We start from the raw sequence: 21,943 nt of genomic DNA on the forward strand, positions 1-21,943 counted from the left end.
CATGCCCGCACAGCACGCAAGGCACAGCACACAGGTCGTGGTCGTAGGATAGGTCTTACATGATCCTATGACTAGGCCGTAAACCGAGGATTTACGGTTATGAGCAGGATTGATCTTTTGCCGGGCGCAGGTCCGGTTCTCACATTGCGGCAGGCGCTCTATCGCGCGGGTCGTGATTATCACGGAGGTATTACCAGGCTGGCTTTCGACATGGGGCTCGAGGTGGATGCCCTGCAGAAGAAGTTGCACCATGCCGACGACCGTCGCTGGCCAACCCCTGACGAACTGGAAGAGATCGTGCAGTGGACCGCTGATCCTCGGCTGCTCGATGCGCTGGTTCGTCCTGCCGGTGCGGTCTGGTATCGCCCCAAGCCTGTGCCTGCTACCAACGATGCCTTGCAGGCGGTTGCGAAGCTTCTAGCCGAGTCCGGTCAGTTCGTGGGTAGCCTGCATGATGGCGCCTCGGATAACGTTTGGACCTTGCCGGAGGTGTTGAATCTGGAGCAGCGTGGCATGGAGGTTATCCGGCAAGTTCTCGCCATCATGGCGGGCGCGCGCGAAGCCATGGAGGACGCAAGCCATGGCTGATGCCGTCGATTTTGCCAATGATCGCGCTGAGTATTTCCTCCAGTTGTCGCTGCAGCGTCTTGCGCGGATCCCGGTCAAGCCAAGCGCGCAAATCTGCGAAGACTGCGATGAGCCCATCCCGCTGGCCCGTCAATTGTCAGTCTCCGGTTGCGAAACCTGCATCGATTGCCAAGAGTTGCGGGAGCGCCGGAGATGAGCGAACGCCCAACTCCTACCACAGCTGATTGGGCGCGGCGTTACATTGAAACCTTCGGCCTGGCTCTGGTGCCTATCGAACCGGGTGAAAAGGGGCCGAAGGGGGCCGGATGGAACAAGCCTGGTGGCTATTTCACGGATGCCTCGAAAGCTGAAACGTTCTGGACTGCGAGCCCGAACCAGAACCTCGGTGTTGTGCTTGGGCCGAGTCGTGTCTGCTCGCTCGATGTTGATGATGTCGAGCTGACCCGGCAGGTGCTGCAGCAGACGCTTGGGCTCGATGTCGACGCACTCGCTGACGCGTACCCCACCTCCGTTGGCAACCCTGAACGATTCCGCGTGATGTTCCGCGTCCCTGAGGGCGTAGAGCTGAGTCGCCACGCCTTGGTTTGGCCAAACAAAAACGACCCGGATGGCACCATCTACAAAGGGCTCATGATGCAAGTGAAGGCTGCCATGGATGCGGGGGATGCAGGCCGCGAGGCCGCCTTCCGCATGGCGGCTGAGCCTTTCAAGAAAGTGACGGTCTTTGAGTTGCGGGGTGGCCTCGTGCAGGACGTATTGCCACCATCCATTCACCCAGGCACTCGCAAGCCTTACTCATGGCGTACCCCTCCGACAGCTGAAGGCTTGCCAGAGCTGCCTGCCGACTTGTTGGCCATCTGGCAGGATTGGGATGAGTTCAAGCCGAAGGGGGAGGCCGTTTGCCCGTGGAAACCGAAGGCGGCAACGCCTGCGCCTGCAGCTCGTCCAATGGCCAAACCATCAACAGCTGCAGCACGATCTGGTGACCGGCTCCCCGAGGTTATCCCTGAGTTCAATCGTATCCATGACATCGCAACGATGATTGAGGCGCACGGTTACAAGCGCGTCGATGGGAAGTGGTTGAGCCCGCACAGCAGCTCAGGTCTACCCGGTGTGACAATCACGGAGGGCAAGCTCTACTCGCATCACACCTCGGACCCGCTGGCGAACGGACACAAGAATGATGCGTTCGATGTGTTCTGCATCCTAGAGCACGACGGCGACCAGAAGGCTGCGACTAGGGCGGCAGCTCGGATCCTGGGTATTGACGCGAAGTCCCGTCCGCCGGCACCGCCGCCATTGGGCGAACTTCCCCGTGCCCCATCGGTGGTGGAGCCGGCCGAGCTGCCTCCGGTCGTCGATAGCAATGTAGAGCATCTTCCCCGCACCCCATCAGACGTCGAGGCCATCAGCCCGGCCGACTCCTCGGCCACCGGGGGGCCGGGGGGAGATGCCCTGGACATTGATGCTGCGATGCGCCGATTTGCCCTGGTCGAAGGTTCCACGAACGTATGGGACTTCGACAAGCGACGGTCGATGAAGCGGACAGGCTTCGAGGCCTTGGTCGGCAAGCCACTCTCGAAAGCGTGGATGGAGCGGACCGACAAGAAGCTCATCGCCTCCGAGCAGGTGCAAGAGCTTGAGCAGGCCCGGAAGATGTCCAGCAAGAAGGGTGGAGCGCTGAAGCTTGAACCGCTCGACCGGTACATCTACATCGATGGGACAAAAGAGGCCTGGGATCGTGAGAAGAAGCGTCGGTTGCCCGAGGGCAGCGTCAAGATGGCCTTGGGGGATGCCTATCAGCTCTGGCTGAACAGCCCGGAGCGGCGGGTGGTGGACGTCGATCACATCGTGTTCGACCCAACGATGACCAAGGACCCGGCGATTTACATCAACACTTTTGAGGGCTTGCCGCTTGAGCCGGTCCGTGACGATGCTGCGTGCGAGAACCTGCGGTGGCTGATCTCATTCCTTTGCAACAATGACGCTGAAGCGTTGGATTGGCTGGTCAAGTGGCTGGCCTACCCGCTGCAGCACATGGGCGCAAAGATGGACACCGCGATTCTGTTCCACTCAACCATGGAGGGCTCGGGCAAAAGCTTGCTGTTCGCGGACATCATGGGCGAGCTGTACGGTCGTTACGGTGCCACGGTTGGCCAGGCACAGCTGGAGGGCAATTTCAACGCCTGGCAAAGCGGCAAGCTTTGGGCCGTGTTTGAAGAGGTAGTGAGCCGTGACCAGCGCTACAACCAAGTAGGCAAGATCAAGCACATGATCACCGGCAAGACGGTGCGCATGGAATCCAAGTTCATCAACGGCTGGGAAGAATCCAACCACATGAACTCGGCCTTCTTGAGCAACGAGATCATGCCGTGGCCGATCAGTGAAGACGACCGCCGGATGCTAGTGATGTGGCCAATGGAGACTCTGCCCACCGAAAGGCAGAAGGCTATCGCCCGAGAGTTGGCCAACGGTGGGGTGGCAGCCTTGTACGGGTGGCTGCTCGATGTCGACCTGGGGGATTTCAACCAGCGCACGCGTCCGCCAAAGACTGAAGCCCGCCAGAGGCTTGTTGAGCTGAGTCGCACGGCTTGGCAGACCTTCTTCTACCTCTGGCGAAACGGCGAGTTGGGGCACGGTCTATGGGGCTGCTGCCTGACTTCCGATGTGTACGCCATGTTCCTTGAGTGGTGCTCCCACAACAAAGAGAACTCCATGAGCCACACGAAGTTCTCGCTGATGTTAAGCGCGAAGGTGGAGAAGACACGCCCTATCCCCTGGACTGATGGCAGTTCTCGCCGATTTGCGGCGTTCTTTGTGCCCAGCGAGGGTGATCCTTCCCTGCCCCCATCCATGAAGTCGGCCGAGCTGGGCAAGACCGTTGTCGAGTGGCGTGCCCGAGCAAAGCTGGCGGGCTGGAGTGTGGACAGTTGGGACCACATTAAGAGGCTTGCTGCATGACTCTGCCATTAAGTGTGTTGGGTGTGTTGGGTTTGTGTTGGGTTGGTTTTGGTAAGCCAACACACATTCAGGCCCCGGAATCTGTGGCTTCGGGAGCATGTGTGTTGGGTGTGTTGGGTTTGTGCGCACGCGCGCGCGCGCGACTTTTTTTAATCGCTGAAATCGAAGGGGAAAGAAATCTCTATGCGAACCCTGAAAAACCCAACACACCCAACACACTCAACACAGTTACTTCCAATCCATTGAATTCATTGAGTTCTGAGTGTGTTGGGTTTGTGTTGGGTTTGCCAAATGCGTGTTGGGTACTGGCCGGGGAGGGCTGGCGATGACGAAGGACCAAGGATTGCGCCTACAGGGGCAGGTGGATCACGCGCTGCGCCGCATCGATATGGCGGCACTTATCGACCAGTCCGAACGCCTGCGTCTGGTTGCCGAGCTGATGAAGCATTGGGGAGAGCGGCGTGGACAGCTTGGGCTGGATGCCGGCTTGGGCAGTCAAATGGGCAGCATCATGGAATGGAAGGGGGCTGCACCGCGCGGTGGCTCATCCGGTTCGCGAATTTTGGTCGGCGGTGCAGGCCTTGATCACGCGGCAGCAGAGGTTGACGCAGCAGTGGTCCAGCTGGAGCGGCGTGATCCGCGCGGGGCTACGCTGGCCAAGCTGGCCCAACTGCGCTACCTGTATGGGGCCACGGTGCGCGAGCAGATGCGCGAGGTTGGGCTGGCTGAGGACGCCGACCGCACCTACCGAAACTGGGTTAAGGCCCTTCACCTGCAGGTGTTTGCCATCCTTGCCGCCCGCGCTGGCCGAGTCCGCCAGCAGACCGTTCGTCGGGTGACTATGCGACTTGCGTGCAACATTGATGAGACATAACCACCACATGGCGACGAACCGAAAATAGGCCCTTTTCGGTTTTTCCGGTGGCATGTAAAAAGGCGCCACGATATCAAAAGTGCGCTTAGGCGCTTCCTCCACAAGCACTGTGCTGTGCAAGCCGCTCCGGATTTTCGGCGCACCGAGAACCCTGCCAACTGGCGGGGTTTTCTTTTTCCGGCGCCGTGCTTTGCCTATGAGGCTTACATGAACAGCGAGCAACAAACGTTAGCCGAACTGCCAATCTGGATGGTGATCGTGCTGTCCCTGGTCGGGGGTGTTTCGGGAGAGATGTGGCGGGCCGACAAGGCCGGTGTCAGTGGCTGGTCGCTTGTTCGCCGGATTGTTCTGCGTTCTGGGGCATGTGTTGTGTGTGGATTGTCGACCATCATGCTCTTCTACTCGGCAGGTATGTCGATTTGGACCGCGGGCGGCATCGGTTGCTTGACCGCGATGGCGGGTGCCGATGTCGCCATTGGTTTGTACGAACGTTGGGCCGCCAAGCGCTTGGGGGTCTGTGAGATGCCGGAGCGCGGTGACGGCAGCAAATGATCGGAGGAGGTGTGCTATGCAAGTACGTGTGATCGATGACACCCAAAATGTTCTATGGGTCAAGACAGAGACCGGCGGTCTGACTAGCTTGTCTTACCGCCGGGATGGGACGCTGGTGAAAATCATATCTCTCCTCGAGTCAGCTCTGCTTCAGGCTCGTGGAGAATTGAACAGCCGGCAGGAAGGCGGAGACATCGCGCAGGAAAACTCCGCTGCCCTTGAGGAGATGTTAAATCGTAAGCTCCTTGTTGATGTTGGCCATGACCCATCCCCAAATGTTCGGGGAACGGAAGAACGAATGCCACGCGGGCGGGGCTCGGAAGTAAACTCTGTTGCCTGACTTCCAGATCGCCACCACATGCCCAGCGAGATCCGCGCCCCAAGCAGCTTGCTGGAGCGTATCCATAATGTCCTGCTGTTGGCTGTCGGATTTGCTTCCGAATGATGAATCCAGCGGGAAGACAATCATGTCCTGCCCGCTGTGGTGCACATGAGCGATTTTGTACTTTGCCATCTCGGTTCCTTGTGGTTTGGGAGGTAGTCCTTCCTCGGCACTCCTTCTGCTAGGAAGGACCCCTCGAATGCTAGCACTTTGGAATCAATGACGATGGTTCACCGATTGCGGAGCCCGTTTGCAGCGTTGCCGAGCTGCAAGATCTGGCGGTGTCTCGGGCTAGGGCCGGGGACCCTGGCGACTTGGCCGGGGTACGGGGCAGGAAACCCGCGGTTCTTCGTTAGCGGACAGTTCACCAGCTTAGTGAACTACGGTGAACTGGTTAACCCCCTGAATTCATTGGGTGAACTGGACGTTTTGCAATGACATACCTGACGAAATCGGAGTTCGCCGCCCGACGCGGATGGTCGAAATCCTACGTTTCCAAACTGGCCAACCAGGACCGCCTGGTGCTCACTGCGGATGGCAAGGTCGATGTCGAAGCCACCGAGACGCTGTTGGCTGAATCGGCCGACCCAAGCAAGGCCGCCGTCGCGGCCCGGCATGAAGACAACCGGGTCGAGCGTGATGTGCGTACCCACCTCCAACCAGGCGGCGACACACCTGCGGTGCAGCCACCGGTTCCGCAGCCTGGCAAGGGCCCAGACTTCCAGAAGGCGAGGGCGCATCGCGAGTATTACCTGGCGCAGCTCGCCGAGACTGAATTCAACAAGGTCCAGGGCAACCTGGTCGAGCGGAAGGCGGTGGAGGATGCCGCCTTCGCTGCTGGCCGTACGCTTCGGGACCTGGTGTTCGGTCTTGCTCCACAGCTCGCAGCCGAGCTGACGGGCATGAGCGATTCTTGGGAAATCGAAAAACACCTCGCGGGTGCGTTTCGCCAGGTCTTCGACGACGCGGCGAAGATGAGCAGCGCCGATCTCAAACAAGCCATGACACAGAGCTAAGCCTATGCCCACCGGATACGCGGACGGTGCAAAGGTGTACCGCGAAGCGTATGGCCGGGGGCTTCAGCCCGACCCTGAATTGTGGGTGGACGAATGGGCTGACGAGTACATGCGGATTCCGCGTGATACCGGTGCAGCCGAGCCCGGCAAATACCGCACGGCGCGGACGCCGTATGCCCGTGAACCCATGCGCTGCCTCTCACCAGCGCACCCCTGCAAGCGCGTCATCACCATGGTCGCCTCGCAGCTCATGAAAACGCAGATCGCCCTAAACTGGATAGGCGCGCTGATCCACATGTCGCCGTCCAACATCCTGACCTTGCTGCCGAGCCTGGCCTTGGCCAAGCGGGTTTCAGCGAGGATCGGTAAGACCATCGCCGCGACCCCCGAGCTGAGAGCACGCGTGGCTGCTTCCCGATCACGGGATGCACGCAACACCATGGATACCAAGGAGTTCGAGGGCGGCACGCTTTACGCGACCACAGCCGGCTCGGCCTCCAACCTGGCCGAGCTCGCAGCGAAATACATCTACGGCGACGAGATTGACCGCTGGGACGTGGATGTCGATGAAGAGGGTGACCCCATCGAGCTGGCGGAGACACGAGGCAGTACCTTTGGGCGCAACGCGAAGTTTTACTTCTCCAGCTCGCCGACCATCAAGGGGGCCTCACGCATCGCTGATCTGTTTGAGGCCAGCGACCAGCGGCACTACTACGTGCCATGTCCAACCTGCGGTCATATGCAGGTGCTGGAGTGGGAGAGTTTGCTGTACTCCGCTGACTTCCAGACAGTCCATTACAAGTGCTCTTCACCCGATTGCGATGTGCTGATCGAGGAGCATAACAAGGGTGAGATGCTCACCAAAGGGGAATGGCGCTCGCACGCCAAGGGCGATGGGGAGACGGTTGGTTTCCACCTCAACGCTCTGTATGCCCCGCTTGGTTGGACATCATGGGCTGATCTGGCCAAGCAATACGAGAAGGCCAAGCGCGCTCAGGATCGTGGCGACCTTGAGCCCATGCAGGTGTTTTACAACACCCGGTTGGCGAAGGTATGGGACAGCGCAGTAGAGCAGACCAAGGCCGAGGTTCTGCAGGCGCGAGCTCTGCAAGAAAACTATGTTCTCGGCACCCTCACCGTTGGCGTCCTGGTGTTGACCTGCTCTGTCGACGTCCAGGCCAATCGCTTGGAGGTGATGGTGATCGGCTGGGGCGTCGGCATGGAGCGCTGGGTTGTTGACTTCCAGGTGATCCCTGGGGACCCAGCAGACCAACGGACATGGGATCTGCTTGATGGACTGCTGAAGGCCCGATACCGCCATCCTTGCGGTGTTGCCTTGGGTATCTTGGCCACAGGCATCGACTCCGGTGGTCATCACACCCATGAGGTCTATCAGTTCTGCCGCGTGCGCCGTTGGCGTAACGTCTTTGCGCTGAAGGGGGCGAGCAAGCCGGGCAAGCCAGTAATCGCCCAACGGCCCTCTCTGGTGGATGTCACCTGGAAGGGCCAGACCGAACGTAATGGTGCCGAGCTGTGGATGATCGGTACCGACACCGCCAAGGACTGGATCTACAACCGCTACGGATTTGAGTCGGGACCGGGCGCGGTGCACTTCGCCAAGGACCTTCCCGACGAGTTCTTCCAGCAGTGCGTGGCCGAACGCAAGATCGCCCGCTATGTGAAGGGCTACAAGCGGATCGAGTGGGTCAAGGGCAAGGCCGACCGCAACGAGGCGCTGGACCTTCAGGTGTACAACCTGGCCATGGCGTATTACCTCGGCCTGCATCGCTACGGCGAACAGGACTGGGACAAGCTGCGCCAGGCGATGGCCCAGGCCAGTCTCTTTGATGAGCCATCACCTGCGAAGCAACCCGTCATCAAGCACGGACGCGATGAGGATGATGACCCCGACGAAGAGCCAGTATCTGCGTCACCGCCCCCAGCTCGGCCTGCCCCGCGGGCAACTCCACCGCCGCCTCGCCCGGCACCTCAACCAATGCAACGCCGCAGCTCAAGTAGCGGCTATCTGAAGAGACGCTGACATGGCATACACCCAGGCACACCTCGCGGCTGTCGAGCGTGCGATTGCGCGTGGCGAACGGGTTGTTCGCTACAGCGACCGCACCGTCGAATATCGGACGGTAGACGAACTGATCAAGGCTCGCGATCTGATCCGTACTGAGCTGGCCCAGTCGGCGGGCCCGCGCTCCCGCGTAGTTCGCCTTCACCATGGAGGTAAGGGCCTGTGAGCGGCCGCTACATTTCCACGCGCTCGGGGCTTCTGGTGCCTGAGCGGATCAAGGCCAGCTATGAAGGTGCCGCCGAGGGGCGGCGTTCCTCTGGCTGGGATGCGCCAGATACTGGCCCCAACAGCCTGATCATGCCGGCCCTTCGCAATCTGCGGTCACGTTCACGGGCTGCAGTACGCAACGATCCGTATGCGGCCAACGTCATTGATAAACGGGTCAGCAACCTGATCGGTACCGGCATCACGCCGCAGCCAAGGTTGCTGGACAAGGCCCTACGAAAGGCCATGCAGGAACTGTGGGAGGACTGGGTGGACGAGTCGGACGCCGACGAACGCACCGACTTCTATGGTCAGCAGGCCTTGGTGGCGCGCACGGTTGAGCAGTCCGGTGAATGTTTCGTGCGCTTGCGCCCACGCCGGCTGGAGGATGGCCTGGCGGTGCCGCTGCAGGTGCAGTGCCTCGCGCCGGAATTCGTGCCGCACGACAAGTTCGAAGTGACACGCTCCGGCAACACCATCCGGGCCGGTATCGAGTTTAATGGCATTGGCCGCAGGGTCGCCTATTGGTGCTACCGCAACCATCCCAGCGACAAGGCATCGCTCAACGCCGGTTACAACCCGCTTGTACGGGTGCCGGCCGATCAGATGCTGCACATCTTCGAGCCCCTGGAGCCCGGCCAGTTGCGTGGAGTACCCAGGTTGGCGCCGATCTTGAAACGCCTGCGCAGTCTAGACAACTACGACGATGCGGTGCTCTTCCGGCAGGAAGTGGCCAACCTGTTCGCCGGCTTCGTTCGCAAGCCGGCGCCCGAGGGGCTGAGTGGTCCACCAATGGACATGCTCACTGGTGCGCCGATTGTTCACGACCGCGATGCCTTCACCCCCATGGTAGCCCTGGAACCCGGCACGATGCAGGAGCTGGGGCCGGGCGAGCAGGTCGAGTTCTCTGACCCGCCCGACGGCGGCAACAACTACCCCGACTTCATGCGGCAGCAGCTGATGGCCGCCGCCGCTGGCGCGGGTCTGCCCTACGAGTTGATGACCGGCGACATGCGCGGGGTTAACGATCGTGTCATCCGGGTGGTGCTGAACGAGTTTCGCCGCCGACTGGAGCAGCTGCAGTTCTCGGTTTATGTCCACCAGCTGTGTCGCCCGGTGCGGGCGGCCTGGATGGACATGGCGGTGCTGGCCGGGGCGCTCGACCTGGTGGACTACACCCTGAACCGTCGCACGTATCAGCGTACGCGGTGGGTACCACAGGGGTGGGCGTACATCCAGCCAGTGCAGGACGTACAGGCGCGCATGCTCGAGGTCGCGGCGGGCTTCACCTCTCGCAGCGAGATGTGCCTTCGCTCAGGTACCGATGCAGAGATCGTGGATGAAGAGAACGCCACTGACATCGCCCGGGCGCATGCCCTGGGCCTCAAATACAACGGCTTGTCGGCTATCGATGACGAGTCGGATGACTCCGACGAGAAGGGGAAAACATGAAACCGTTTATGCCGTTCCGCATCCTCAACAAGGCGAAGGCCCTCCCGCAAGTCGAGGATGGGCATTGGTATTCGATCACTGCTGCAGCGGAGGAGGGTGATGCCGACTCGAAGGTGATCGAGGTCTATGTCTACGGCGAGATTGGCGGCTGGGGCATCACCGCCAACCAGTTCATCCAGGATCTCAAGGCAGTGGACGACGGTGTGTCACCGGTTGTTGTGGCCTTCAACACCAATGGCGGCGACTTGTTCGAGGGGCTCGCTATTCATAACGCGCTGAGCCGCTTGGGTGAGCGTTGTACGGGCCGGGTCGATGCTTTGGCCGCCAGTGCAGGCAGCGTGGCGGTTTGCGGTGCTCACCGCGTGGTCATGGCATCGAATGCCATGCTGATGATCCATAACCCTTATACCTGGGCTGGTGGTGATGCGGACGAGCTGCGTCGGGTGGCTGATGTGCTCGACCAGGCATTCGAGGTGATCATCGCAGCCTACAAGGCCAAGGCGCCGGACATTGATGAGGATGAGCTGCGGCGTTTGGTCAATGCAGAAACCTGGCTCACGGCCTCGGAGGCCCTGGCGCTGGGGCTAGCCGATGAAGTCGGCGATGGTGTCAAGGTACAGGCTTGCCTTGGGCAGGGCGCTGCCATGGCACGCTACCGGAACACCCCGCAGGCGCTGCTGGATCAGCTCAAAGCAAGCAAGGATGAGCCGACCGAGCCCGTTGTAAATGAGCCCGAAAACGAGCCAGATGCACCGCAGCCGGCTGCCAGTGATTCGACAGCCTTAGCCTTGATGATCACCCAGGCCTGTGCAAAGGCTGGTATCAGCAATCTGGTCGAGCCGCTGATCGCCTCGACCAAGCTCGCGGACGAAGCCACTGTGCAGGCAGCCCTTACCCGCGCCAAGGCCGTGCGAGATCTTTGTGTCGCAGCCCGTTTGCCCGAGATGACCGGTGAGTACGTCCAGGCCGGCCTGGACGCGACGGCGGTACGGGCGCGTCTGTTCGACAAGCTGGTCGGCAGCGGCAAGGGCTTCGAGATCGACAACAGCCTGCCTCCAGCAGATGACCTGCCGGAGAAGGTCCAGGCGAAAGCACCCAACCCCAACAGCATCTGGGCTGCCCGTCGGCAGGCCACACAACCCCGTCCCGGCCAAGGAGCCTGAACATGAGCAAAACCTACGTTGAGCCGGTACATGCCGGCGAATTCCTGCTGTCCGAGGGCGCCGGCAAGATCTCCCGCGAAGTGATCGAGCTGGCCCCTGGTGAGGCCCTGGTAGCCGGCCAGGTGCTCGGCCAGCTCACGGTCAGCGGACAGTTTGCCCCGTACAACCCTGAAGCCGAGGACGGCAGCGAGACGGCCAAGTGCATCCTGTTTGCCTCGGTTGCGTCCTCTGATGTGGTGCGCCGGGGGCGTGCTGTCGTGCGCCTGGCTGAAGTGAGCGAGGCGCTGCTGAGTGGCCTCGATCCTGACGGCGAGAAGGCCCTGGCGGCCCAGTTCATCATCGTTCGCTGATAGCGAATCTACTTTGTTCCAGCCCCGCCCAGTGCGGGGCTTTGTATTTCTGGAGGGCCTTCATGGCTGCTATCGAGATTTTTGAAGACGACGCGTTCAGTGTCCCTGCGCTTACCGCTGCGATCAACGAACAACCCTTTGTGCCAGGCCGTCTGGCCGAGCTGGGGTTATTCGAGGAGGAGGGCGTTACCACTCTGACCGTCCAGGTCGAAAAGGACGGCGAGACCCTGGCCCTTGTGCCGGCGGGTGAGCGTGGTACTTCGGGCTTGGTGGTCAATGGCAGTAAGCGGATCTTGCTTCCATTCAACACTGTGCACCTCCCCGAACGTTTCGCCATCAAGGCAGATGAGATCCAGGGTATTCGTGCTTTCGGACAACAGACCGAGTTGCAGGCGGTTCAGGATGTCGTAAACAAGCGTCTGGCTAAGGCCCGTCGCCAGTTGGATGCAACCCATGAGTTTCATCGCATGGGCGCCCTGAACGGTTACGTGATGGATGCCGATGGGCGTACGGTGCTGCTCGATATCTATGATCGCTTTGGGCTTGATCCAATCGAGATTGAGATGGAACTGGCAAGCGCAGGCACCGATGTACGCGTGAAGTGCGTGGACGCACTGGATGCCCAAGAGGAAGCGCTTGGAGCCACTACCAGCAACGGTGCTCGTGCGTTCTGCGGCAAAAACTTCTGGCGAGCGCTTATCGCGCACCAGAGCGTAAAGAAGACCTATGAGGGTACTCAGTACGCTGCTGCGCTCCGTGCCGATGGCCGCGAATCGTTCGAGTTCGGTGGGATCACTTGGGAACGGTACCGTGGCAAGGTAGCGGGTATCGCTTTCGTACCTGACGACGAAGCGCGTCTGGTACCGGAAGGCGTGCCCGGGCTGTGCATCACGCGCTTCGCTCCAGCTGACTATATGGACACGGTCAATACCGAAGGCCTGCCGTACTACAGCCAACTGGAGATGATGCAGTTCAAAAAAGGGGTGGCCGGTGAAGCTCAGTCGAACCCGCTCCACCTGGTGACCCGCCCTCGCGCGATTATTCGCTTGAAGCGCTGACCATGGGCTTCCGGGATCTGATTGTCGATATCGATGACACCGTGTTTGAGGTGTTGGGCGATACGGCTTTGATCGAGGGGCGGGAGGTGGTGGGTATGTTTTCGGCGCCTTGGCTGCAACCCAAGCTTGGCCAAATCAATACCGGCCTACGTGAGCCGCATTTCGTCATCCGGGTTAGCGATAGCTCGGATGTCGTTACGCGGCAGCTTGTGGTGGTTGATCTTCCGCCCGAAGATGGCGGCGGCAATTTCACCATCGCCCGAATTGAGCCTGGTGGCGACGGGCTTGTAACCCTGGTGCTGAGGAAGTCGGCATGAGCGTAGGCAGTTACCAGAAACAGTCGTCTAGTTCGGGACTCATTACACTCCAGGCGAACGTGCAGCAGGCTTCAAACTTCGCAAAGTTCGCCGCTTTGATGCCGAAAGCCATCAAGGCGGCTGAACGACGGGCAATCAATAAGACCATTCGTTGGTTGCGCACGCACATTGCCAGATCGGTGAGCCAACAAGAGCGAATCGCGGTTACGGCGGTCCGTCAGCGCTTGAGAGCTTTCCCAGTGGCCAGCAATGGCCAAGGCAAGCTCTGGTTCGGTTTGAATCCCATCGAAGCCAGTCGAGCAGGCCGCCCTCGACAATCCCGCTCAGGTGTATCCGTAGCCGGACGTTCGTACCAGGGTGCTTTTTTCCGGACTGTGTATGGCAACAAGCCGGATATCTGGATCCGTACTGCCAGTAAGCACTTCAACCCTGATGATTATCCCACCAGCCAAGTCTCTGCCAGAGGCGGTGCGAGTTCAGGGTGGGTCGGTGAGAACGGCAGCCGATTTCCACTAGCTAAGGCAAAGATCTCGCTGGAAGAGGTGAGGCCGCATTTCGAGTCATGGACGAGAAAGGCGCATCAGCGGTTGCTTGTGGTGATGGAGCAGGAGCTGAACTTCGAGCTGTTGAAGTATCTACGGAGATTGGGCAATGGATGATGATCCGATACCTCTCGAGCAGCTATATACCGCTATCGAGCAACATATCAAAGACGCCATTCCAGGGCTGGCGTACGTCGGTACCATGCCTGACGGGATTGAGGTAGTTCCACCTCCTGCCGTTGTACTGGAACTGGCCGGATTCGAGCGTGCAGACATGGATCCGGGGACTGGCGAGACCGCCGTGGAGGCGCGTTTTGAAGCCCGTGCAATTGTTCCGGTAGAGGAGAAAAACTGCCTCCACGTTGCTGCCTTCGTTGCCGCGCAGCTTGCGGTTCTACTTCGTGGGCAATCGTGGGGGCTCCCTATCGGCTTTGCTGACTTTGTCCGTGCAGAGCGTGACTGGAGCCGTCCTGAGCTGGATACCTTCGCGGTCTGGGTCGTGGAGTGGACTCAGGTCATCTATCTCGGGGAAGAGGAGTGGCCGTGGCCCACTGAGCTCGGCCCGGCCGCTGCAGGCACTACTGCAGATGGGGGACCGCTTTCCCAAGGTTATGTCGAGATTGGGAGGATTCCGGATGAGCTACCCGCTGGCTGAGCATGACCGGATGATTGCCGGCATGATTCGCAAGTGCCGGGTCGTGGCGCTCGACCTGGCCGCCGATCCGCCGGTGTGCCGGGTTTCGGATGGCGAATGGACCAGCGCCTGGGTGCGCTGGCACAGCCTGGGTGCTTCACCTGGTGCGCGGCACTGGCTTGCCCCTGGCATTCATGAGCAGGGGGTGTTGATCAGTACCAGCGGCGATGTAAGCCAGGGCACATTCCTGCCGGGGCTGTACAGCGGCCCTGCGCCTGCGCCGGATGACCGCGACCATGTCCAGCGCTGGCTGTTCGAGGACGGCGGTTCGCTGACCTATGACTGGCAGGCCAAGCGCTACAGCATCGAGCTGCCGGCCGGCCAGGTGGATATCAAGGTGGGTGGGTCGGTCGTTAACGTAACGGAGTCGGCCATTGAGGCGATGGCGCCCATGCTGCGTTTCACCGGGCCGATGCTGATTCAGGGCGCGTTACGCGTAACGGGCGATATCTACGGTGACGCCCGAATCATCGACACGGCCGGCAACACCGCCAACCACAAGCACTGATTCACAGCGGGCGGGCGCTCATGCGCCGCAGCCCTGATAACCACCAGCCCGCTGCGCGCGGGCTTTTTCATGCCTGGAGGAACTCATGGCGACCCCAAAAGCGGCCGCGACCTCTCCGGAGGCCCCTGTGGCCGTCGACCCCCAACGAGTGTTGTACCGAGACGCGGCGTTCCGCTCCCGCTCCATTTTCACCCCCAGCGGCGCCCAGTTCGATGTAGTCAATTTCGAGGTGCGAGTGCCGGCCTCGGACGACGAGGCGCTGGCCACCTTCGATGAGCACTCGGATTTCCAGCGCGTGCAGGAGTAACTCCCCATGATCGGAATGGACCGCCACACCGGCGCCGTGCTGTCCGGGGTCGATCACTTGCGGCAGTCCATCGTGGACATTCTGACCACGCCGGTGGGGTCGCGACTGATGCGGCCGGAATACGGCAGCAAGCTGCGCCGGTTTGTCGACCAGCCGGTTAATGCCGGCTGGAAAAGCGCGGTGCAGGCTGAGGCGGCGCGGGCGCTGCAGCGCTGGGAGCCACGCTTGGTCCTGCAGAGCGTGCAGGTGGTTTCTGCGGTGGGTGGCCAGATCGGCTTTCGCATCACTGGCACCTATTCCGAGGACAGCGTGAACCTTGAGGTAAGGATATGAGCACCATCGACCTGGCCAGCCTGCCGGCGCCTACGGTGATCGAGGAACTGGACTTTGAGACGTTCTATCAGGAAGGCCTGACGGGCTTTCGCGCCCTGATGGGCAACAACTGGAACGCCGAGTTGCTATCTGATCCGGTGGTCAAGCTGCTGGAGCGTGCGGCCTATGAAAAAGTGATGACCCGCGCCCGTATCAACGACGCGGCCAAGTCGCAGTTCATTGCCTTCGCTCAGGGCGCCGACCTCGATCAGCTGGCCGCCAACTACAACGTCAAGCGTTTGGTGATCGTGGCGGAGGACCTGAGCGCGGTACCGCCGGTGGCCGAGCAGCTGGAAAGCGACGAATCTTTGGCCGAGCGCACCCTGCTGGCCTTCGAGGGCATGGCGGTGGCCGGGCCGGCCGGTGCGTATGAGTTTCACGCCCGATCCGCCGATGGGCGGGTGGCGGATGTGAAGGCCAGCAGCCCGTCGCCGGCCACCGTGCTGGTCAGCATCCTGAGCCGGGTCAACGGAGGGGTGGCTACCCAAGACTTGCTCAACAAGGTTGCCCAGGCGCTGACGCCTGAGAATATCCGGCCAGTAGGTGACCGGGTGCTGGTGAAGTCGGCCGAGCTGGTTAACTACGAGATTGAAGCGGTGCTGTATATGTTTCCGGGTGCCGAGAACGAGTTGGCCCTGGCGCAGGCCAAGACTTCACTGGATACCTACATCAACGCGCAGCGCCGGCTGGGGCGGGACATTCGCCGCTCGGCCATCCATGCCGCGCTGCATGTACCCCGCGTGCAGCGGGTGGAGCTGATCAAGCCCGCTGCAGACTATGTGATCGAGGACCACCAGGCATCCAACTGCATCGGCTCCAGCGTGGTGATGGGGGGGACCGATGAGTGACACCAGCCTGCTGCCGATCAACCGCACCGCGCTGGAGGATGCCCTGGCGCAGGTGGGGCTGGAGCCGGCCGACCTGGCCAACGTGCTGCGCTCGATGAAGCGGCCAGAAACCTGCCCGGCCGACATGCTGCCATGGCTGGCGATTGAGCGCAGCGTGGACCGCTGGGACCCGGCATGGTCCGAGGAAATCAAGCGCAAGACGGTGCGCGACTCGTTCGAGGTTCACCAGCGCAAAGGCACCATCGCCTCGCTGCGGCAGGTCATTTCGCCGTTCGCCGACATTATCGACATTGTCGAGTGGTTCGACCTGACCCCCATGGGGCCGCCCGGCACTTTTAGCCTCAGCCTGGCGCTGCTGAATACCGGCCTCAGTGACCGTGGGATTGCCGAACTGGAGCGCATGATTCTGTCGACCAAGCCGGTCAGTCGGCACCTGGTCGGGTTGAGCATCACTTACAGCCCCAACGGCCAGTTCTACATGGGTGCGGCGGTGTCCTCGGGTGACGAAACCGAGATTCTATCGGCCGACCTGCAGGCCGAGGCCTTTGCTGACCTGGAGCTGATGATGCTGGCCAATGACCTGCATTACTTCGCCAACCACCGAATGCCTGAATTACTGGAAAAGCCATGAGCGAACTATCCGACCGCCAAGCGGCCGCCATCGCCCTGATGGAAGCCGCCGCACAGACGGCCCATGACATTGTGCATGGCGCGGCTGACGCCACGGTGCAGACTGCTTCGGGGCCGTCGCCTACCTACCTGGCGCTGGCCAAGATGATCACCGACCTGACCGGCGGGCTGCTGCTGCCGCGCCGCAAGGCCATCGCCGCTGCTGGCAGCGCTTTGGCGCTGGATGTGGCGTATACCGCCGGGGTGTCCTTTTTCGATGTGACGTTAGACCAGCCGCAGTGCGCGCTGACCTTCACCAACTCGGCCGTGCCGCCGGGTTATACCTGGTCGTTCTCGGTGCGCCTGCAGCAGGGCACTGGAGCCAACCGGGTGACGTTCCCGAACAACGTCCGCTGGCCGGCCAACCGCCCGCCGGTGCTGTCGTTTGAAAAGGGCTCGGCCGACCTGCTGACGTTCCTGTGGGATGGGGTGCGCTGGTCCGGGTTCTATGACGGGGGGTGGATCAATGTTTCTTAATCCGCTCAACAGCCGGCGTCCGGTCAGCCAGCGCACGGCGCTGGCCAATGCCATCAGCCTGATCGAGGGCCATCACCGCTTTCTGCGCAACAACACCGGCGACACCGTCGATGCGACGGTGCAGCACTATGTGCAGAACAACCAGGGCGTCCTCTCGAACAACCGGCATTTCATCGCTCATTCACAGATGGAGTATCAGCCCAACGGCGACGGCACCACCGAGGGCCAGGCGCTGCATGTGCTGGGTTATGCCCATGCCTACCTTGCAACCAAGGACCCGCGCTATCTGGAGGCCGCCATATGGCACTGGGAGGCCTACGAGAAATATTTCTATGCGGGCCAGCCGATCCCTGATACGCCGCAGCGGCGTATCTGTAACTGGATCATCAATTCCAAGGAACCGGTGCTGGCCAATTGGCCGGTAGACCCCGTCGAGCCGACGCACAGCGGCTTCAAGGGCGTGCCGTTCGCCTTCACCAATGGCGCCCTGTCGATTCCGCACGGTGCGCCGCACTGGGGCGAATACCTGGACAAAGCGACGTTTGCCTTTGACGGGGCGCTGGCCTGGGGGGCGATCAATGCCGGCGTGCGTGCGCTGCGTGAAGACGGATCGACCGACTGGGACAAGGACGGCACGGTGTATGAGGTGGAATGGATCATTGCCCACACCGGCCAGAAAATCACCCTCGACGGCAGGGTGCTGTCAGAAGGGCACACCGGCGCCGAAATCGGCCGGGTGCAACTCAAGGACACCACCCTGAATGGAACCCACCTGTTCAACTACGCCACCCGGCAACCGGTCGAGCATGGCGGCTACCTGATCCCGCGCAATGCGGTACAGCACAACCGCCCGTTGCATGTGCCGCTGCTGGGTGGGGTCAACCAGATGGGCAACGCTGCAGACGGCGAACTGTGGTACATGGACGCCTGTTATCTGCTGTGGCGTATCACCGGCGAGGAACGCTACAAGAAAGCCTTGGATGCCTGCCTGTTCACGGCCCATGAGTACACCCTGATCGACTCGACCGACCGCTTTTTCCGGCAGAGCACGGTGGCCGCCACGCCGTTTACAGACGGCATTTCCTACGAGTTCGCTTACCCCAGCGAGGCGAAACGGGAGTACGGCCGCGACTCGCAGGGCTACATCACGCTGCAGACCGATATGGGCGCCCAGGTATCCATCGAGCAGCAATCTGTGTGGTTCCGCGTCAGCAAAGACTCCAAGGTGCGGACCAGTTTCGGCGGGGTCGACCAGGCAAACGGCGCGCTGACAGCCAAGGTCGAGGTCACGATTGCCCCGGAGAAAGTCGAAAACACCGGCACCCGTTACTGCTACATGCTGCCGGAGTCGACCTCCAGCTGGCAGGTGCTGCAGCACGATATCCCGCTGTCGCAGTTCTACCGGGTGGCCAAGGATGATGGGGCCGAATACATCATGGCGGACCTGCGCGCGGTGGTGCACTCGGCCGACATTACGTCGCAAGAGCGGCATGTGCCGGTGATCTTTCCCGGTCGAGCGGGCAACGTGGTGCGCTCGTTCTTCCCGGGCGGCGGCAATGGCGGCTGGTATGTGATCGGCAATTACCTGCAGCCGAGCAAAAAGGCGCCGCTCAAAAGCATTACCTACCGGGCGGACGGCAATTTCAACGTCCGTATTCAGGACAAGGACGGCTGGCGGTGGTGGTGGATGCTGCCGGCCACGGATGGCGCGTTCTCGACTGTGCAGATCCGCCCCCAGGACGGCACGCTGTCAGGCTACCAGCCCAACGCGGCCGGCCGGCCGAACCCGTCAGCGCCGAACTACGACGAGCTGGCGGAAATGGACATTCTGCTGGACAACGACGCCGACACGAATCTGACGTTTGAGTATTACTGCATCAACGAGCTGCCCGACCTGTACGACGGGGTGGACGGCTACACGATGCTGTACCGGCTGACCCTCAACGGTCAGCAGGCGTTTCTCGGCCTGGTGGGCGATTGCACGGTGGTTGGCTATCGCAACGACTCGTTGGCATACAGCCCTGGGGTAATTCCGTTTTCCAATATCTACTCGGACGGCACCGAGCAGATTGGCGCGTGGCACGGGATGCCCTATCCCGGCTATCAGTATCCGCTGATCTTTTGCCTGGACCCGGAGACGTACAGCGTCGAGCTGGGGAACATGATCGATTTCTTGTACGACTCGCAGCAGTGGTACCAGCAGAAATTCGGCGTCCTCGGACCTGGTGCAGCGGCGTACATCTGGAACCGTTGGGACAACTATCGCTATGGCCCGGCCGACACCTGGACTCAGTACCACTGGGGCGATGGCAATGCCTGGGCCGGCTACCAGCCCAGGGCGATGATGGGCGCCTGCAGGGCCTGGTACGAGCTGGTGCACCGGGGCAAGCCCGTGCCGCCCAAGCTGGTCGCCTACGCCGAGAACTGGCTGCGCTGGTTGGTGCAGTTCGTCAAGGACTCCAAGGGGATCTTGCCCACCGACTTCCCGACCAACAGCGTGCCCAAGCCGGTCGAGGATGACTTTACCGGGCACATGACTGGGCTGTGGCTGGCCGGCGCCTGCCTGGCGGCGATGGCCGGAAGTCAGGTGGCTGACCTGGATGTGCTGATCGAGGCGTGCATGGACGAGCTGCAGGCGAACTACACGGTAACCCCCATTCCTGGTCATGCCATGAACGGCAGCTGGACCCCCGATCCGCGCCTGGGTACCGATAACGGCATGTTCTTTGGCTTCTGGGCCGGGGAAATCCTGCGCGGGCTGGGCCTGTACATCCAGTACCGGACCTTGGGCGTCGGGGCCAACATCTACGGCGGGCCAGTGCCCGCATAGCGCTTCACGGCCTGCCGCGAGGGCAGGCCACTTACTTCAAGAGCGAACCAATGGCAGATACAGACGCGATTTACGTCGCCATGCTGACTGACGCGGGCGCGGCTGCGCTGGCGAAAGCCATCGCCACCAAGACCACCCTCAAGATCACCCGCATGGCGGTAGGGGATGGCAACGGCAGTACGCCGCTGCCATCCAAGCTGCAGAAGAAGCTTATTCACGAGGTGTTCCGGATCAATCTCAACCGCCTTTCAGTGGAGAGCGGGAGGCCGGTGATTGTGGCCGAAGGCATCCTGCTGCCGGAGGTTGGCGGCTGGTGGGTGCGAGAGGTCGGCCTGTACGACGACACCGGCGTGCTGGTTGCGGTGGCGAGCTACCCGGCGACCTTCAAGCCGCTGCAGGAGCAAGGCAGCGGCCGTACTCAGGTGATCCGCCTGCTGATTCAGGTCAGCAGCACCGGCAACGTGCAGATCCTGCAGGATCCCAACACGGTTACGGCCACCCTGGCAGTGGTGCAGGAGGTCATCAGCCAGGGCGAGGCCGCCACTGCCCGCGCACTGGCCACCGAGCGCACCATTTCGCTCAAGGGTGATGCCACCGGTGCGGCCAAGTTCAACGGCGCCGGTGACGCGGCGATCAATGTCACCCTGGCCAATTCGGGGGTGCAGGCTGGGACCTATTCCAAGGTGCGGGTCAGCGCCAAGGGCCTGGTGCTGGAGGGGGCGGAGCTAACAGCCGCTGACATCCCCAGCCTGGACGCGACCAAGATCACCACCGGCACCCTTAGCCGGCCGACCACCGGCAATGCCGGCAGCGCGAGCAAGCTGCAGACGCCGCGCCTGTTCACCTTTGACGGTGATGTGGGCGGGCAGGCTCAGTTCGACGGCGCCAAGGATGTGGCCATTACCCTCAGCCTGGGCAGCACCGGTGTGCAGGCCGGTACCTATTCCAAGGTGCGGGTCAGCGCCAAGGGCCTGGTGCTGGAGGGTGCGGCGCTGACGGCTGCTGATATCCCCAGCCTGGACGCGACCAAGATCACCACCGGTACCCTGAGCCGGCCGACCACGGGCAACGCCGGCAGCGCGACCAAGCTGCAGACGGGGCGGACGCTGAGTTTCACCGGTGACGCAACCGGGCAGGGGGTGTTTGACGGCTCGCAGAACCTGTCGATTGCCCTGAGCCTGGCTGGCATGGACGTTAGCAAACTGGTGAGCGGCATTCTGCCCATCCACCGGGGCGGTACCGGGGGCAACACGCCTGACAGTGCGCGAACCGCGCTCAACGCGGCGGTGCGCTCGCAGTTTTCAGGGGCACAGAACGGTTTCTACTGGGACACCGACAACGGCTTTATGGCCCAGTGGGGGCGCTTGAACGTGGGCGACTTGCCCAGCCAGTTCACCGAGTACCAGGTGTGGTTCCACTCGGGTGGTTTCTCGGCTGCGCCGTTCATTGTCATTCCGGTGATCTACCACAAGAGCAACCCAGGGGTGCCGGCCGCCACCCTCACGCCGGCGATCATGGAGGGCAAAACATCGGGGCAAAGCTTCAACATCATGATTGGCGAGTGGGCCAATTCGGTACAGGACTTCGCGCTGTACTGGTTCGCCATCGGCTTCCGAGCGGGCTAACGCTCAACACCTTTCACGCTGTTCAACACGACCGCCCACTGGCGGTTTTTTCGTTTCTATAGGGAGCATTT

The 21,943-nt window shown here is 61.5% G+C and carries 24 protein-coding genes; 23 read left to right on the forward strand and 1 reads right to left on the reverse strand.

The features are described from left to right. The first annotated feature begins 99 nt into the window (after nucleotides 1-99). From ACF8RA_RS05190 to ACF8RA_RS05210, 5 genes are all read left to right on the forward strand, one after another. Nucleotides 100-588 (forward strand): phage regulatory CII family protein, encoded by a 489-nt coding sequence (locus ACF8RA_RS05190; RefSeq protein WP_133978501.1) that lies wholly within the window; start codon nucleotides 100-102, stop codon nucleotides 586-588. Then, nucleotides 581-784 carry a TraR/DksA C4-type zinc finger protein gene (locus tag ACF8RA_RS05195; protein ID WP_392518863.1) on the forward strand — a complete coding sequence of 68 codons (204 nt, stop codon included), beginning with the start codon at nucleotides 581-583 and terminating at the stop codon, nucleotides 782-784. Before ACF8RA_RS05190 ends, ACF8RA_RS05195 begins: the two co-directional genes overlap by 8 nt. Next, complete coding sequence (locus ACF8RA_RS05200; protein WP_392518864.1) at nucleotides 781-3,549, forward strand: bifunctional DNA primase/polymerase; 2,769 nt, start codon at nucleotides 781-783, stop codon at nucleotides 3,547-3,549. The genes ACF8RA_RS05195 and ACF8RA_RS05200 overlap by 4 nt, the downstream gene beginning before the upstream one ends. Before the next feature lie 325 nt (nucleotides 3,550-3,874). Then, on the forward strand, nucleotides 3,875-4,423 hold the full coding sequence (locus tag ACF8RA_RS05205) for a hypothetical protein (protein ID WP_392518865.1): 549 nt from the start codon (nucleotides 3,875-3,877) through the stop codon (nucleotides 4,421-4,423). Between the two features lie 207 nt (nucleotides 4,424-4,630). Next, a complete protein-coding gene (locus ACF8RA_RS05210) occupies nucleotides 4,631-4,975 on the forward strand; it encodes a phage holin family protein (protein WP_265977992.1) in 345 nt (114 codons plus the stop codon). 229 nt (nucleotides 4,976-5,204) lie between these two features. Here the strand turns inward: ACF8RA_RS05210 and ACF8RA_RS05215 are convergent, their stop codons facing one another. Beyond that, complete coding sequence (locus ACF8RA_RS05215) at nucleotides 5,205-5,489, reverse strand: hypothetical protein (protein ID WP_392518866.1); 285 nt, start codon at nucleotides 5,487-5,489, stop codon at nucleotides 5,205-5,207. A 302-nt stretch (nucleotides 5,490-5,791) separates the two neighbouring features. Between ACF8RA_RS05215 and ACF8RA_RS05220 the strand changes: the two genes are divergently transcribed. The 18 genes from ACF8RA_RS05220 to ACF8RA_RS05305 all read left to right on the forward strand — a co-directional run bounded on the left by ACF8RA_RS05220 (nucleotide 5,792) and on the right by ACF8RA_RS05305 (nucleotide 21,872). Further along, nucleotides 5,792-6,373, forward strand: coding sequence for a terminase small subunit (locus ACF8RA_RS05220; protein ID WP_392518868.1), 582 nt, complete (start codon nucleotides 5,792-5,794; stop codon nucleotides 6,371-6,373). A 4-nt stretch (nucleotides 6,374-6,377) separates the two neighbouring features. Next, the gene (locus tag ACF8RA_RS05225; RefSeq protein WP_392518869.1) at nucleotides 6,378-8,414 is read left to right on the forward strand and encodes a phage terminase large subunit family protein; all 2,037 of its coding nucleotides are present in this window, start codon (nucleotides 6,378-6,380) and stop codon (nucleotides 8,412-8,414) included. A 1-nt stretch (nucleotide 8,415) separates the two neighbouring features. Further along, nucleotides 8,416-8,622, forward strand: coding sequence for a phage head-tail joining protein (locus tag ACF8RA_RS05230; protein ID WP_024087070.1), 207 nt, complete (start codon nucleotides 8,416-8,418; stop codon nucleotides 8,620-8,622). Further along, nucleotides 8,619-10,112, forward strand: coding sequence for a phage portal protein (locus ACF8RA_RS05235; RefSeq protein ID WP_392518870.1), 1,494 nt, complete (start codon nucleotides 8,619-8,621; stop codon nucleotides 10,110-10,112). The genes ACF8RA_RS05230 and ACF8RA_RS05235 overlap by 4 nt, the downstream gene beginning before the upstream one ends. Then, nucleotides 10,109-11,275, forward strand: a complete 1,167-nt coding sequence (locus ACF8RA_RS05240) for a head maturation protease, ClpP-related (RefSeq protein WP_392518871.1) — start codon at nucleotides 10,109-10,111, stop codon at nucleotides 11,273-11,275. The genes ACF8RA_RS05235 and ACF8RA_RS05240 overlap by 4 nt, the downstream gene beginning before the upstream one ends. Before the next feature lie 2 nt (nucleotides 11,276-11,277). Beyond that, nucleotides 11,278-11,625 (forward strand): head decoration protein, encoded by a 348-nt coding sequence (locus tag ACF8RA_RS05245; RefSeq protein WP_392518872.1) that lies wholly within the window; start codon nucleotides 11,278-11,280, stop codon nucleotides 11,623-11,625. Between the two features lie 62 nt (nucleotides 11,626-11,687). Then, nucleotides 11,688-12,683, forward strand: a complete 996-nt coding sequence (locus tag ACF8RA_RS05250) for a major capsid protein (protein ID WP_392518873.1) — start codon at nucleotides 11,688-11,690, stop codon at nucleotides 12,681-12,683. Nucleotides 12,684-12,685: 2 nt separating this feature from the next. Next, nucleotides 12,686-13,000, forward strand: coding sequence for a hypothetical protein (locus ACF8RA_RS05255; protein ID WP_392518874.1), 315 nt, complete (start codon nucleotides 12,686-12,688; stop codon nucleotides 12,998-13,000). Beyond that, nucleotides 12,997-13,659, forward strand: coding sequence for a hypothetical protein (locus ACF8RA_RS05260; RefSeq protein ID WP_392518875.1), 663 nt, complete (start codon nucleotides 12,997-12,999; stop codon nucleotides 13,657-13,659). Before ACF8RA_RS05255 ends, ACF8RA_RS05260 begins: the two co-directional genes overlap by 4 nt. After that, complete coding sequence (locus ACF8RA_RS05265; RefSeq protein ID WP_392518876.1) at nucleotides 13,652-14,197, forward strand: hypothetical protein; 546 nt, start codon at nucleotides 13,652-13,654, stop codon at nucleotides 14,195-14,197. The genes ACF8RA_RS05260 and ACF8RA_RS05265 overlap by 8 nt, the downstream gene beginning before the upstream one ends. Further along, on the forward strand, nucleotides 14,178-14,744 hold the full coding sequence (locus tag ACF8RA_RS05270) for a phage baseplate assembly protein V (RefSeq protein WP_239607344.1): 567 nt from the start codon (nucleotides 14,178-14,180) through the stop codon (nucleotides 14,742-14,744). The genes ACF8RA_RS05265 and ACF8RA_RS05270 overlap by 20 nt, the downstream gene beginning before the upstream one ends. Nucleotides 14,745-14,829: 85 nt before the next feature. Then, a complete protein-coding gene (locus ACF8RA_RS05275) occupies nucleotides 14,830-15,051 on the forward strand; it encodes a hypothetical protein (protein WP_392518877.1) in 222 nt (73 codons plus the stop codon). A gap of 6 nt (nucleotides 15,052-15,057) precedes the next feature. Then, nucleotides 15,058-15,384 (forward strand): GPW/gp25 family protein, encoded by a 327-nt coding sequence (locus ACF8RA_RS05280; protein ID WP_392518878.1) that lies wholly within the window; start codon nucleotides 15,058-15,060, stop codon nucleotides 15,382-15,384. Then, nucleotides 15,381-16,271, forward strand: a complete 891-nt coding sequence (locus tag ACF8RA_RS05285; RefSeq protein ID WP_085625567.1) for a baseplate J/gp47 family protein — start codon at nucleotides 15,381-15,383, stop codon at nucleotides 16,269-16,271. Before ACF8RA_RS05280 ends, ACF8RA_RS05285 begins: the two co-directional genes overlap by 4 nt. After that, nucleotides 16,264-16,902, forward strand: a complete 639-nt coding sequence (locus tag ACF8RA_RS05290; protein ID WP_209964696.1) for a phage tail protein I — start codon at nucleotides 16,264-16,266, stop codon at nucleotides 16,900-16,902. The genes ACF8RA_RS05285 and ACF8RA_RS05290 overlap by 8 nt, the downstream gene beginning before the upstream one ends. Further along, on the forward strand, nucleotides 16,899-17,417 hold the full coding sequence (locus ACF8RA_RS05295; protein ID WP_392518879.1) for a hypothetical protein: 519 nt from the start codon (nucleotides 16,899-16,901) through the stop codon (nucleotides 17,415-17,417). Before ACF8RA_RS05290 ends, ACF8RA_RS05295 begins: the two co-directional genes overlap by 4 nt. Further along, complete coding sequence (locus ACF8RA_RS05300; RefSeq protein WP_392518880.1) at nucleotides 17,407-20,247, forward strand: phage tail protein; 2,841 nt, start codon at nucleotides 17,407-17,409, stop codon at nucleotides 20,245-20,247. Before ACF8RA_RS05295 ends, ACF8RA_RS05300 begins: the two co-directional genes overlap by 11 nt. 50 nt (nucleotides 20,248-20,297) lie before the next feature. Next, nucleotides 20,298-21,872, forward strand: a complete 1,575-nt coding sequence (locus ACF8RA_RS05305) for a phage tail protein (RefSeq protein ID WP_392518881.1) — start codon at nucleotides 20,298-20,300, stop codon at nucleotides 21,870-21,872. Nucleotides 21,873-21,943 lie beyond the last annotated feature (71 nt).

This window comes from Pseudomonas sp. FYR_5 (assembly GCF_043106315.1).
Classification (GTDB): Bacteria; Pseudomonadota; Gammaproteobacteria; order Pseudomonadales; family Pseudomonadaceae; genus Aquipseudomonas; species Aquipseudomonas putida_Y.

Excerpts from the sequence above, each read along its gene's own strand:
- ACF8RA_RS05255 (WP_392518874.1), top strand. The coding sequence starts at position 12,686 with ATGGGCTTCCGGGATCTGATTGTCGATATCGATGACACCGTGTTTGAG.
- ACF8RA_RS05205 (WP_392518865.1), top strand. The coding sequence starts at position 3,875 with ATGACGAAGGACCAAGGATTGCGCCTACAGGGGCAGGTGGATCACGCG.
- ACF8RA_RS05250 (WP_392518873.1), top strand. The coding sequence starts at position 11,688 with ATGGCTGCTATCGAGATTTTTGAAGACGACGCGTTCAGTGTCCCTGCG.
- ACF8RA_RS05195 (WP_392518863.1), top strand. The coding sequence starts at position 581 with ATGGCTGATGCCGTCGATTTTGCCAATGATCGCGCTGAGTATTTCCTC.
- ACF8RA_RS05230 (WP_024087070.1), top strand. The coding sequence starts at position 8,416 with ATGGCATACACCCAGGCACACCTCGCGGCTGTCGAGCGTGCGATTGCG.
- ACF8RA_RS05305 (WP_392518881.1), top strand. The coding sequence starts at position 20,298 with ATGGCAGATACAGACGCGATTTACGTCGCCATGCTGACTGACGCGGGC.
- ACF8RA_RS05280 (WP_392518878.1), top strand. The coding sequence starts at position 15,058 with ATGATCGGAATGGACCGCCACACCGGCGCCGTGCTGTCCGGGGTCGAT.
- ACF8RA_RS05190 (WP_133978501.1), top strand. The coding sequence starts at position 100 with ATGAGCAGGATTGATCTTTTGCCGGGCGCAGGTCCGGTTCTCACATTG.
- ACF8RA_RS05200 (WP_392518864.1), top strand. The coding sequence starts at position 781 with ATGAGCGAACGCCCAACTCCTACCACAGCTGATTGGGCGCGGCGTTAC.
- ACF8RA_RS05270 (WP_239607344.1), top strand. The coding sequence starts at position 14,178 with ATGAGCTACCCGCTGGCTGAGCATGACCGGATGATTGCCGGCATGATT.
- ACF8RA_RS05225 (WP_392518869.1), top strand. The coding sequence starts at position 6,378 with ATGCCCACCGGATACGCGGACGGTGCAAAGGTGTACCGCGAAGCGTAT.
- ACF8RA_RS05285 (WP_085625567.1), top strand. The coding sequence starts at position 15,381 with ATGAGCACCATCGACCTGGCCAGCCTGCCGGCGCCTACGGTGATCGAG.
- ACF8RA_RS05215 (WP_392518866.1), bottom strand. The coding sequence starts at position 5,489 with ATGGCAAAGTACAAAATCGCTCATGTGCACCACAGCGGGCAGGACATG.
- ACF8RA_RS05295 (WP_392518879.1), top strand. The coding sequence starts at position 16,899 with ATGAGCGAACTATCCGACCGCCAAGCGGCCGCCATCGCCCTGATGGAA.
- ACF8RA_RS05290 (WP_209964696.1), top strand. The coding sequence starts at position 16,264 with ATGAGTGACACCAGCCTGCTGCCGATCAACCGCACCGCGCTGGAGGAT.
- ACF8RA_RS05265 (WP_392518876.1), top strand. The coding sequence starts at position 13,652 with ATGGATGATGATCCGATACCTCTCGAGCAGCTATATACCGCTATCGAG.
- ACF8RA_RS05300 (WP_392518880.1), top strand. The coding sequence starts at position 17,407 with ATGTTTCTTAATCCGCTCAACAGCCGGCGTCCGGTCAGCCAGCGCACG.
- ACF8RA_RS05260 (WP_392518875.1), top strand. The coding sequence starts at position 12,997 with ATGAGCGTAGGCAGTTACCAGAAACAGTCGTCTAGTTCGGGACTCATT.
- ACF8RA_RS05220 (WP_392518868.1), top strand. The coding sequence starts at position 5,792 with ATGACATACCTGACGAAATCGGAGTTCGCCGCCCGACGCGGATGGTCG.
- ACF8RA_RS05245 (WP_392518872.1), top strand. The coding sequence starts at position 11,278 with ATGAGCAAAACCTACGTTGAGCCGGTACATGCCGGCGAATTCCTGCTG.
- ACF8RA_RS05210 (WP_265977992.1), top strand. The coding sequence starts at position 4,631 with ATGAACAGCGAGCAACAAACGTTAGCCGAACTGCCAATCTGGATGGTG.
- ACF8RA_RS05275 (WP_392518877.1), top strand. The coding sequence starts at position 14,830 with ATGGCGACCCCAAAAGCGGCCGCGACCTCTCCGGAGGCCCCTGTGGCC.
- ACF8RA_RS05240 (WP_392518871.1), top strand. The coding sequence starts at position 10,109 with ATGAAACCGTTTATGCCGTTCCGCATCCTCAACAAGGCGAAGGCCCTC.